Here is an 11,809-nt window from a genome sequence, read left to right on the forward strand (position 1 = left end):
GCAGCCTGGCGGTTCGCTGTCGCAACGCTGGGATGTAACCTTGGCCCGGCTTGTGCTACCGGGCGGCGATGCCCATCGCCTTCTCGCTTCGTCACATCCGCAAGATTGCCCTGATCGGTGGCTGCGCCGCACTGGCGGCTGTCGCAATGGCGACGCTGTCACCGATCCAGATGCGGCCGATCTCGGCATTGCCGGTCAGCGTCGAACGGTTCGCGGCCTTTGCAGTGGTCGGCATCGCCTTCGCGCTGGCGCTGCCGCGCCGACCGCTTCTCCTCCTGACCCTCATCGTCACCTGCGCGGGAACGCTCGAATGGCTGCAGAACGTCCTTCCGGATCGCCATGGCAGGTTCGAGGATTTTCTCGTGAAAGCGAGCGGCGTCGTCATCGGCGTGGCGATCGGCGCGGCTGCAAACTACTGGATCCGGCGCATGCAGAAGCCGGCCTCGACAATAGAGCAAGGGTGAGGGCAGGCGGCCCCGCCGCGAGCCCACTTCCTGGCGCTGCCGCCATCCCGCCTACTGAAGCGGAGGTGGCACGGCGGACTCTGCGATCGCCTTTTCGAGATCCGATTGCCAGAACGGCTTGTTCAGGCGTTTCACGCCAGGGCGCAGCCCTTCGGGAATCTCGGCGTATCCGGTCGCAAGGATGATCGGCAGGTTCGGCCAGCGCTTGCTCACCTCCGTGATCAACTGTCCGCCGGTCATCTGCGGCATGGCGTGGTCGGTGATGATCAGGTCGAAGCCGCGGCCTTCCTCGAGCCTCGCCAGAGCCTCACGGCCGGAACTGGCCTCGACGACGACGTGGCCAAGATCCTCGAGCAGCGCGACGGTGTTCATCAGGATGAGCGCATCGTCGTCCACCGCAAGGATGCGCAAGGCCTTGGACGCTTCTGCTGCGAGATAGGAGGGGGCATCATCTGACACGGCCGTTGCCTCGGACTCACTTGCGGGCAACCACAGGATCGCCGTCGTGCCTTTGCCGGGGGCGCTTGCCAGATTGAGGCTCCCGCCCAACTGCTCGGCCGTGCCCAGAACCATCGAAAGCCCAAGGCCGGTCCCTTTGCCTGCGCCCTTGGTGGTGAAGAACGGTTCGAGAGCGCGGGTCAGCGTCTTGCCGTCCATTCCGGTGCCGTTGTCGGCGACGACAATCCGGACATAGTTGCCGGGCGAGAGCGTGCCGCGGTTTTCCTCGCTCACGACGGCGTTCTCAGCCGAAATCTCGATCTTTCCGCCCGCCGGCATGGCGTCGCGCGCGTTCACAGCGAGATTGAGGATCGCGAGCTCGAGCTGGTTGGGATCGGCGAAGGCGGCCTTCAGATCGTCCGGGAAATCGGTCTCCACCGCAATTGTCGGGCCCAGCGAGCGGCTCAGCAGATCCATCATGCCTGCGACCAGTGGCGCGACCCCGACCGGCTTCGGCTGCAGCTCCTGCTTGCGGGCGAAGGCGAGCATGCGCTGGGTCAAGGTGATACCGCGGCTAGCGCCCTGCAGGGCGTTGCCGATCAGGCTGAGCTGCCGTTCGTCCGTCACCTGCTTGCGCAGGAGTTCGAGGCTTCCGGTGATGGCGTTGAGCAGGTTGTTGAAATCATGCGCGATGCCGCCGGTGAGCTGGCCGAGGGATTCCATCTTCTGCGACTGATAGAGCGCTTCCCTGGCGACTTCGAGGGCCTCCTCGGAGCGCCGCCGCTCTGTCATGTCGCGGGTGATCTTGGCGAAGCCGATGATGCTTCCTTCGTCGTCGTGAATCGGGTCGATCGCGACACTGGCCCAGAACTGCTCGCCGCTCTTGCGGACGCGCCAGCCCTCTGTCTGGTAACTCCCTGCTGACCTGGCGATCTCCAGCGCGTGATCACAAACCCCGCGCCCGCGCTCTTCGGGCGTGTAGAACACCGAAAAATGCTGGCCGATGATCTCCTCGGGCTTGTAGCCCTTGATCCGTTCGGCGCCAGCGTTCCAATTGGTCACGATGCCCTTCTCATCGAGCATGTAGATTGCGTAGTCGGTGACGCCCTGAACGAGCAGTCGAAACGACTGTTCGCTGCGCCGGAGCGCCTCATCGCGTTTCTTCCGCTCCGTCAGGTCCCTCGTGATCTTGGCGAAGCCGAGCGCGCGCCCGCTGACCGGGTGTGTGATCGGATCGATGACGACATGGGCCCAGAACCGGGTGCCGTCCTTTCGGACGCGCCAGCCCTCATGTTCGAAGCGTCCTTCCTTCTGGGCGATCTCCAACGCACGGGCAGGGAGGCCGGAGGCCTGGTCCTCGGGCGTGTAAAAGCGCGAGAAATGGTGCCCGATGATCTCGTGGTCCTGGTAGCCCTTGAAGCGGCGGGCGCCCGGATTCCAACTCGAGACCAGGCCGGTCGGGTCCAGCATATAGATGGCGTAGTCGGTCACGGCATCGATCAGCAGCCGATACCGATCGTCCGTTTGATTGCGCTCAAGCACCATATTCGTGGACACCCCCAATGCCCGGTAACGTCAACCCAACACGCTCTAACGCGCTTCACCGCCATTCGTTCCCGGGTTCGCTTTGGAAAAAATCAAGTCCGTCCGGGAGCGCGCAGATGGGCCGCAAGTTTTACTCCATGTGAGATCTACTTGGTATCGGGGAGATATACTTCGCGGCCCAAGCCAGCGATAGCCCGCGCGGGGCCTGCGACATCGCGAGCTCTGATCAAGCGCTTCGGGACGCGCTGGCTACGCCCCCGCGGGCTCCTTCGCGCAGCCGAGGACAGCTTCTTCAATGGCTTGGTCCAGGCTCGCCGCAAGCTCGCCTCGGCGCTTGCGCCGGGCCGATCACCCGGCCGGGTTGCATCGGGTGACGCAGCAACGTGCATCGACGTCGGTTGACCCGTCCGGCCGGCCGTGCCCTGCTGGCGCACTGGCGGATAAGAACAATGCATCGACGCCAGCTATTGTCGTGCCGAGTTGGGGAATTCAAAATGAATGAGAAAGATATTCACGGTCTGATCTCGGGCGTGAAGGGCGGTGAAGTATCGCGTCGCTCCTTTATGCAAAAGATGGCTGCCGTGGGCATCGCCGCGCCGGTGGCGAGCCAGCTTCTGGCCTGGAACGACGTCGCGATGGCGCAGTCGGCCTTCGACTACAAGCCGACCAAGGCCGGCGGCGGCGGGCCCCTCAAGATCCTGATCTGGCAGGCTGCGACCCTTCTCAACCCGCATTTTGCCTCCGGCACCAAGGACCAGCTGGCCTCGCGCGTCTTCTACGAGCCGCTGGCCGGTTGGGATGCCGACGGCAATCTCGTGCCGTTCCTGGCGGCCGAGGCCCCCTCGCGGGCGAATGGCGGTCTCGCGGCCGACGGCCTGAGCGTGACCTGGAAGCTGAAGCGCGGCGTGACCTGGCACGACGGCAAGCCGTTCACCGCCGATGACGTCGTCTTCACGGCAGCCTATGCGGGTGACCCGGAGACCGCCGCCTACACCAACGGCTCCTACAGGGAGATCAAGGTCGAGAAGGTCGACGACTTCACGGTCAAGGTGATCTTCGACAAGCCCACGCCCTTCTGGGCGGACGCCTTCGTCGGCGTGGTCGGCATGATCCTGCCGAAGCATCATTTCGAGAACTTCAAGGGCAAGACCTCGCGCGAGGCCCCGGCCAATCTCAAGCCGGTCGGAACCGGCCCCTACAAGTTCGTCGAGTTCAAGCCGGGCGATATCCTCACCGCTGCGCGCTACGAAAACTACCACGTCAAGAACCAGCCACATTTCGACACCGTCGAGGTCAAGGGCGGTGGCGATGCTGTCTCGGCCGCCCGCGCCGTGTTGCAGACCGGCGAGTACGATTATGCCTGGAACCTGCAGGTCGAGGACGACATCCTCAAGCGCATGGAAACTGGCGGACGCGGCCGCGTCATCGCCGTGCCGGCCGGCAGCATCGAGTTCATCATCCTGAACACGACCGATCCGTGGACCGAGGTCGATGGCGAGCGCTCGAGCATCAAGACCAGGCACCCGACGCTGAGCGATCCGGCCGTCCGGCAGGCGATCAACCTGCTGATCGACCGCGACTCGATCGAGAAGTTCATCTTCGGTCGCGGCGGCGTCGCGACGGGCAGCTTCGTCAACGCGCCCAAGCGCTTCAAGTCTCCTAAGCTGAGAGTTCAATGTCGAGAAGGCGAACAAGATCCTCGACGACGCCGGCTACAAGCGCGGCGCCGACGGGGTTCGCGAGAAGGACGGGAAGAAGCTCAAATACGTCTTCCAGACCTCGATCAACGCGCCGCGCCAGAAGATCCAGGCCATCGTCAAGCAGGCCTGCCAGCGTGCCGGCATCGACCTCGAGCTGAAGTCGGTGACCGCATCGGTGTTCTTCTCCTCGGACGTGGCGAACCCCGACACCTACACCAAGCTCTACTGCGACATCGAAATGTACACGACGACGCAGTTGCAGCCCGACCCGGAGCGGCTGCTCAACCAGCTCGTCTCCTGGGAGGTCGCCAACAAGGAGAACAAGTGGCAGGGGCGCAATGTCTCCCGCTACTCCGACAAGGCGGCTGACGAGGCCTATCTGGCAGCCCAGAAGGAACTCGACCCGGTCAAGCGCGCAGCCTTGCTGATGAAGGTCGATGAGATCTTCTGCCAGGCCAATGTGATCCTGCCCGTCAGCTCCCGCACGGCGGTCGGCGCGGCGGTGAACAGCCTGCAGCCCGATATCTCGGGCTGGGACGTTACGACCTGGAATATCGGTGCCTGGTACCGCAGCTAGGCAAGCTGCGCCCGGGGCCGCTTGAACGGTTCCGGTGCCGGCAGTGACAACAAGCGATGGCGGCCACCGGCCGCCGTCGCAAAAATCAGGGGCATCCCGCCCGCTCTCGAAAGCATCGGTTAACCATCCGCCGGCAAGCTCGAGCGATCTCGATCGCAGGCCTTCGCAACAGCGGAGCGGAGAATGGATGCCTTCACGATGATCGTCCTCGCCTGCGTGTCGGGCGAGCCGAGCTGCACCACCACCCGCGTGAACGAGCCCGCTTTCACCTCCGTCGCGGCCTGCGAGGCGCGGATCGACGATGTCACCCGCTCGATGACGAGGTCGCTCGCGCAGCGCACGGATTTCAAGGGGCGCCATGTCACCTATGACGTCTCCTGCATGAACCGCGAGCAACTCCTCCATAAGCTGGGCGTCGCCGAAGCCAGGATCTGAGCCCCAAGGCGACATGCCGCGCCCGGCCCTGAGGCGCGCCATGCCCGCAGCCAGCGCACTTAACTCCGGCTCCTCTGGAACACCGTCAGACGCGCGACGTTTCGCAGTGCAGCACCAAGCAGCTGCGGGGTCGAGCGGAGTAGCCAGAGTATGCCAGATTCACCGCGCGTTCCCCCTCGCTCGCGCATGCGCCGGTTCTTCTCCACGGCGCTGGGGTTCTGGACAGGGCCGACGCGATTGCGGGCCTGGGGCTATACCCTGACGGTTCTGCTCTTCGTCGCGGCACAGATCGCGACCGCCGTTGCCGTCAACCTGTGGAACCGCCTGTTCTTCGACGCGCTGGAGAAGCACGACGTGTCGCGCGTCTGGACCGTCGTGGCGTGGCTGCCTGTCCTGATCGCGGTGTCGGCCCTGACGCTGTCGGCTTTGGTGATCAGCCGCATGCTGCTCCAGGTGCGCTGGCGCGAGTATCTGACCCGCAGGATCGCCGGCTGGTGGATCGCCGACCAGCGCTATTACCGCATGCAGTTCACGGCGACCGAACAGAGCGCCCCGGAATATCGCATCGCCGAGGATGTGCGCCTGTCGATCGAGCCACTCGTCGAATTCGCGATCGGGCTGATCAGTGCGGCGGTGACCGCGGCGACCTTCGCCGCGATCCTCTGGCGGGTTGCCGGCTCGGCCAGCTTCACGATCGCCGGCTACGATCTGGTGATCCCGAGCTACATGGCCCTTGCGGCGATACTCTATGCGCTGGTCGCTTCCCTTGCCGCCTATTGGGCAGGCCGGCCGCTGGTCGCGCGGATCTCGGCCAAGAACGAGACCGAGGCTCAGTTCCGCGCGGAAATGACCCGCCTGCGGGAAAATGCCGAGAGCATCGCGCTGATCCGCGGCGACGCCGATGAGCGCGTATCGGTCGGCGAGAATTATGGGCGCGTGGTTTCAGCCTGGCTCAAGGTGGTGCGCCAGCAGGGCGTCATCGCCCTGGTGCTCAACACGAACGGCGCCCTGTTCCCGATCGTGCCGCTGCTGCTTATCGCCCCGAAATATCTGTCGGGCGAAGTCACGCTGGGTGCTGTGATGCAGGTCGTCGCCGCCTTCAGCGCCGTCCAGGCGGCATTGATCTGGTTCGTCGACAACTTTGTCCGCCTGGCCGAATGGTTCGCATCCGTCGCGCGCGTCGACGAACTGCAGGAGGCGCTCGAAGGGCTCGACATCGGCACGATCATGGAAGGCGAGACGCGGATCGAGTTCGGCGAGAGCGACGACGGCGCGATCCATCTCGACAACCTCTCCATCGCCCACAGCAATGGCCGGGTCGTCATCGCCGATGCCACGGTTGCGATCGCGCGCGGGGAAAAGGTCCTGATCGTCGGCGAAAGCGGCACCGGCAAGAGCACGCTGATCCGCGCCCTGGCCGGCCTCTGGCCATGGGGTTCGGGCTCGATCACGGTACCACGCGGCATGTCGATCGCCTTCGTGCCGCAAAAACCCTATCTGCCGCTCGGCACCTTCCGCACCGTGCTGCTCTATCCGGAGGCCGAGACGCCGGTGGACGACGAGGTCGTGCTCGCGGCGCTGAAGCGGTGCGGCCTGGCCTATATGGCAAAGCGCCTCGACGACGAGGACAAGTGGGACCGCATCCTCTCGGGGGGCGAGCGCCAGCGGGTCGCCTTTGCGCGCCTCCTGATCCAGACGCCCGACATCGTCATCATGGACGAGGCGACCTCTGCGCTCGACGAGGACAGCCAGAATTCCCTGCTTGCGCTGTTCGAGGCCGAGCTTGCCGCCTCGACTGTCATCAGCGTCGGTCATCGCCCAGGTCTGGAAGAGTTCCACGACCGCAAGATCACGCTCGAGAAGCGTCTCGCCGGAGCGCATCTGAGCTCGCGGCGGCTCGGCAAGTCGCTCTGGCGGCTGTTCAAGAACCGTCTCGCTGATAACGACGAGGCCGCCTGATGGCGCGCCTCAGAGACGCCGGCGGGGATTGGTTCCGGCCAGGATCGTACCAAGCGTGGTAAAGCCGGCGATGGCAAGGAAGGCCACCCGGAAGACATCGGCGATAGCCTCGCGCAGCGCCAGCCGGTCGCCTTCGGCAAGCGTCTCGAAGGCTGCGGGACCTCGCTCGAGGATTGCGGTGAAATGCGCGGCTGTGCCCGGATCGGTCGAGGCGAGCATGGCAAACAGCACCGCGCCGACGATTGCGGCCCCAAGAGCGGAGCCCATGGTTCGAAACAGCTGCACGGACGCGGCGGCAGCGCCGATGCTCTCGGGCGGTGCCGATGACTGGACCGTCAGCTGGACCACCGACATGACAGAGCCCATGAAGAAGGTGATCAGCCCCAGAAGGGCGCTGAGTTGCAGCAGGCTGAGATAACGAGCCGATAGCGCCAGCGCCAGCAATGCCAGGGTCGAGCAGGCCAGCCCGATCGTCGGAACGATCGCGACCCGCCCGCTCATCGTGACGAGCTTGCCGGTCAGCATCGATCCCATGCCTACGCATGCCGTCAGCGGCAGCAGCAGAAGGCCGGTCTGCGCCGGGCTCGTGCCGCGTGCCACGACGAAATAGATCGGCAGATAGGTGATCAGCGAGACCAGCGCCGCGCCATGGCAGGTCGCCAGCATGTCGGCCCGCCAGATCGCCGGGTGCCGCAGCAGCCGGACCGGGATCAGCGGTTGCGGCGTGCGGCTCTCATGCGCGATCAGCAGCGCCAGCACCGAAAGCCAGGCGACGCCACCGGCCGCCAGAAACCATGGCGCCAGCGAAAACCCGTGGCGCGGCAGGTAGGACAGGCTCAGCAGCAGCGAGACGACCAGCACCATGAACAGGCCGAGCCCGACGAAGTCGAACCGGAATCGCGTCTGCGGCCTGAGCGAGCGGGCCGGCAGGCGGCGCGCCAGCAGGGCGGCGAACAGGACTGCAGGCAGGTTGACCAGAAAGATCGAGCGCCAGCCGAAGGCATGGGTCATGAAGCCGCCGGCGACCGGCCCGAACATGCTCGACGCCACGACGATGGTCGCGAGGTAGCCCTGGTAGCGCGGCCGTTCTCGCGGCGGGATCGTCTCGCCGATCAGCGCCTGCGATGTCGTCATCAGCCCGCCGCCACCAAGTCCCTGTAGGACGCGACAGATGACCAGCATCATCATGCTTTGCGAGACGGCGCAGAGCATAGAGGCGACCGAAAAGATGCCGAGCGCCACGAACATCATGCTCCGGCGGCCAAATGCATCCCCGAGCCGGCCGTACACAGGTGCCGCGATGGTTGCGGCCACGAGATACCCGACCACGACCCAGGAGACATTCTCGACATTGCCGAGTGTCGCCGCCATCGCCGGGAGCGCCGCCGCGACAATGGTCTGGTCGACGATCGCGAGAAACATCGGCAGGGCGATCGATGAGAACAGCGCGCGAAAGCGAGCCCGGTTTGCCGGCGCATTCGCAGCATCGCCCTGCGCGCCGGTGTCGGACGGTTCAACGGTCATCGGGATCCCATAGCCAACCGCGGCGCCGCCGCGTCGACGCGCGCCACCGTGTCGTTCTCTACCAGCCGCGCGCAGAACCGGAAGCGCGTGCATGTGGGGGCAGGTCCGCGATTGCGCGCAGAGCGGACACGCGGCCCCACGCGCGAGCTTCCCTCAGGTAATGTTCCGAGTTTCCTTCGAGTGGCGAAGTTATCTGGTTACATTTCCTGCAAACATGAATCAATTTCTCCGTCAAAGGCCACTACAACCGTCAATCATTCCTCCATGATGATGGCCGCTATCGCGATCTCATATGCATCTGCTTTGCGTATCCAGGCGTTAACGGCTTATCGCAACTGGAGGTAAGCGCTATGGCAAATTTGCTTAACCTGGGCGGATTGCTCACTGTCGGCGTCGGAACGTCGAGCAATTGGCAGAATGGGCTTATCAATCTCAACATCCCGGGGATCGCGGACGTCGCCGTGCTGCCGGGCACGAACGGGGCAGGGGATATTCTGGGTGGCGGCCTGCTCGGCCCGGATTCAGGTCTGGGCAACCTGCTCGGCGCTGTCGACAATGGCCTGGGCGACCTGCTCGCGGGAACGGGCTCGGCGGTTTCAGACATTGGCGGCGGGCTGGGTGATGCCTTGTCAGGCATCGGCAGCGGCCTTGGCGGCCTTCTCGGGGGAAGCACTGGCGAGCCCGGCACTCCGGGCACGCCGGGCGGCAATGGTCCCGGCATCGTCGTGGTGCCCATCAACGGCGGCACGAGCGCGACCGGCACGGCCGGAAACGATTTCCTGCAAGGCGGTGTCGGCAACGACAAGCTCTTCGGCGCTGCCGGAGACGATATCCTGGACGGTGCCAGCGGCTTCGACATCGGGATCTACCAGGGCAACCATACCGACTACACGCTCGCGGCAACGGGCGGCGCGATGACGGTAGCGGACGCCAACGCGGCCCGTGACGGCACCGACACGCTGCGCAACATGGAGTTCCTGCAGTTCAAGGATGGCGGCGTCGATATCGCCACCAACACCTTCGTTCCCCAGGATACGCTCAACGACTCCGCCGGCGCCTATCGTGCTGTCGTCAGGGCAGAGGCTCCGGCAGGGGTGGCTGAGACGGTCGGCGTCGGCCTCGCCCAGAACAAGTTCAGCTTCGACGCCTATGTCGATGCGCTGATCCAGGACGCGGGGAACTCGACCATTCCGGCGCTGCTCGTCGCCGGCATCGTCAACGGCACGATCCCCACTTCGGACAAGCTGGATTCGCTGACGGTGTTCGCCCAGCAGCAATATGACTACTACAAGGACGTACTGGGCAGCAGTTCGCCGCAGCTTGGCCCCTACGAGGCCCTGGGACGTGGCTTCGCCTCGACTGCCGAATTCCAGGCGAAATATGCCGGCGGCACCGACGACGCCTTCGTGGCGGGCGCCTATGTCGACATTTTCGGCTCCGTGCCCAACACCGCTCAGCAGGCCTCGCTGATGTCGCAGATCGCGTTTTTCGAGAATCTCTACACGGGCGCGGGCCTCAGCGAGGCGCAGGCCGACATCCAGGCGCGTGGCGCCGTCTTCGGCCAGATCGTCGGTTATGCCGCCGTTGATGCCGGCGAGGTCTATCAAGCGCGCGCGGACGCCATCCTGACCGGCTTCGCCAATGGCGAGACCGCCAGTTACGGCGCAACCTTCGGCGCCTGATCGATCCACTCCCCCGATAGTTACGCCCCCGTCGCTGCTCGCGGCGGGGGCGTTTTCGCAGGTTGTCAATCTTCGCGCGAAAGTCCTATGGAGCGTCCATTGCAAGCCGTTGGCGATACTTGCCACGCCCTTCCAGCCTGCCGGATTCCAGATGACGCCTTACATCGACACCTATTACACACGCACGCTCACCGACCGTCGCCAGCGTGCCTCCCTCACCGGGGTCGAAAAGGCGGATGTCTGTATCGTCGGCGCGGGCTTTGCCGGTCTCACGGCTGCGCTCGAACTGACGCGCGCTGGCCGCTCCGTGGTCGTGCTCGACGCGCAGGCGGTCGGCTGGGGAGCCTCGGGCCGCAATGGCGGTTTCGTCAGCGCCGGCTATGCGCGCGGGCTCGCCTCGCTGGAGCAGGCGCTCGGCGAGGACCCGGCGCAGAAGCTTTATGATCTCTCGATCGAGGGCGTGAACATCGTCGGCGACAACATCCGCGACCTCGGCATCTCGGATGCAAAGCGCGTCGATGGCTGGCTCAAGGTGATCCGCTATCACGATCCCGACGGCATGAAGCGCCAGCAGGAGCGGCTGCAGTCGCGCAACGGCTACCGGGTGGACTATCTGGACACGCAGGCGGTGCGCGAACGCCTGGTCTCGAAGCGCTATTTCCAGGGGCTCCACGACCCCCAGGCCTTCCACATCCATCCGCTGAACTATGCGCGTGCGCTGGCTGCCGCCATCGAGGCAGGCGGTGGCCGGATCTACGAGGGCTCCCACGCGATCTCGACCGAGCTCGACGCGCCCGAAAAGATCGTCCGCACCGCGACCGGAGAGGTCAGGGCGAAGCATGTCGTATTCACCGGCGGCGGCTACACCGACAGTCTGATGCCGGAATTGCGCTCCAGCCAATTGCCGATCGCGACCTATGTGCTGATCACCGAGGCCGTACCGGAGGCCTTGTCGGCCAGCATCCGCACGCGGGCCGCCGTCAGCGACGACCGGCGCGCGGGCGACTATTACCGCCTCGTCGACGATGGTCGCCGGCTGCTCTGGGGCGGCCGCATCACCACGCGCACCAGCGAGCCGCGCCGGCTGGCGCAGATGCTGCGCAAGACCATGATCGAGACCTATCCCGAACTCGCCGGCATCAAGGTCGATGTCGCCTGGAGCGGGCTGATGTCCTATGCACGCCATTTGATGCCGCAGATCGGCCAGATCCGGCCCAATGTCTGGCACTGCCACGGTTTTGGGGGGCATGGCCTCAACACCACCGCGATCGGCGGGCGCGTGGTTGCCGAGGCGATCACCGGGCAGTCGGATCGCATCCGCCAGTTCGCCCCGTTCGGCCTGGTTTGGAATGGCGGCCCTGCAGGCGTGGCGGCTGCGCAGCTGACCTATTGGAGCTATCAGGCAATGGACTGGCTGCGCGAGAGCCGCGCTGCCGCGACGAACCAGGGATAGGCCGGCCGTACCTGTTGGCAGCTCCCTTGCCC

At 65.2% G+C, this 11,809-nt stretch carries 7 protein-coding genes and 1 pseudogene; 6 read left to right on the forward strand and 2 right to left on the reverse strand.

Annotation, left to right across the window (positions count from 1 at the left end):
* Positions 1–68 precede the first annotated feature (68 nt).
* Entirely contained in the window at positions 69–464 is a 396-nt protein-coding gene (locus AC1D2L_RS15060) for a VanZ family protein (RefSeq protein ID WP_476846692.1), read from the forward strand.
* 51 nt (positions 465–515) lie between these two features.
* Here AC1D2L_RS15060 and AC1D2L_RS15065 read toward each other — a convergent pair whose 3' ends face one another.
* Positions 516–2,447 carry a hybrid sensor histidine kinase/response regulator gene (locus tag AC1D2L_RS15065; protein WP_476846783.1) on the reverse strand — a complete coding sequence of 644 codons (1,932 nt, stop codon included), beginning with the start codon at positions 2,445–2,447 and terminating at the stop codon, positions 516–518.
* Between the two features lie 494 nt (positions 2,448–2,941).
* Between AC1D2L_RS15065 and AC1D2L_RS15070 the strand changes: the two are divergent.
* The 3 genes and pseudogenes from AC1D2L_RS15070 to AC1D2L_RS15080 all read left to right on the forward strand — a co-directional run bounded on the left by AC1D2L_RS15070 (position 2,942) and on the right by AC1D2L_RS15080 (position 7,118).
* Positions 2,942–4,724 (forward strand): annotated as a pseudogene (locus AC1D2L_RS15070) (peptide ABC transporter substrate-binding protein).
* A 183-nt stretch (positions 4,725–4,907) separates the two neighbouring features.
* A complete protein-coding gene (locus AC1D2L_RS15075) occupies positions 4,908–5,159 on the forward strand; it encodes a hypothetical protein (RefSeq protein ID WP_476846693.1) in 252 nt (83 codons plus the stop codon).
* 150 nt (positions 5,160–5,309) lie between these two features.
* Positions 5,310–7,118, forward strand: a complete 1,809-nt coding sequence (locus tag AC1D2L_RS15080; protein WP_476846694.1) for an ABC transporter ATP-binding protein/permease — start codon at positions 5,310–5,312, stop codon at positions 7,116–7,118.
* 9 nt (positions 7,119–7,127) lie between these two features.
* Here the strand turns inward: AC1D2L_RS15080 and AC1D2L_RS15085 are convergent, their stop codons facing one another.
* Positions 7,128–8,642 (reverse strand): MFS transporter, encoded by a 1,515-nt coding sequence (locus tag AC1D2L_RS15085; protein WP_476846695.1) that lies wholly within the window; start codon positions 8,640–8,642, stop codon positions 7,128–7,130.
* Between the two features lie 350 nt (positions 8,643–8,992).
* Between AC1D2L_RS15085 and AC1D2L_RS15090 the strand changes: the two genes are divergently transcribed.
* The gene (locus AC1D2L_RS15090; protein ID WP_476846696.1) at positions 8,993–10,324 is read left to right on the forward strand and encodes a calcium-binding protein; all 1,332 of its coding nucleotides are present in this window, start codon (positions 8,993–8,995) and stop codon (positions 10,322–10,324) included.
* Positions 10,325–10,475: 151 nt separating this feature from the next.
* The gene (locus AC1D2L_RS15095; protein WP_476846697.1) at positions 10,476–11,777 is read left to right on the forward strand and encodes an NAD(P)/FAD-dependent oxidoreductase; all 1,302 of its coding nucleotides are present in this window, start codon (positions 10,476–10,478) and stop codon (positions 11,775–11,777) included.
* Positions 11,778–11,809 lie beyond the last annotated feature (32 nt).

The organism is Allobosea sp. P1_B10 (assembly GCF_056406735.1).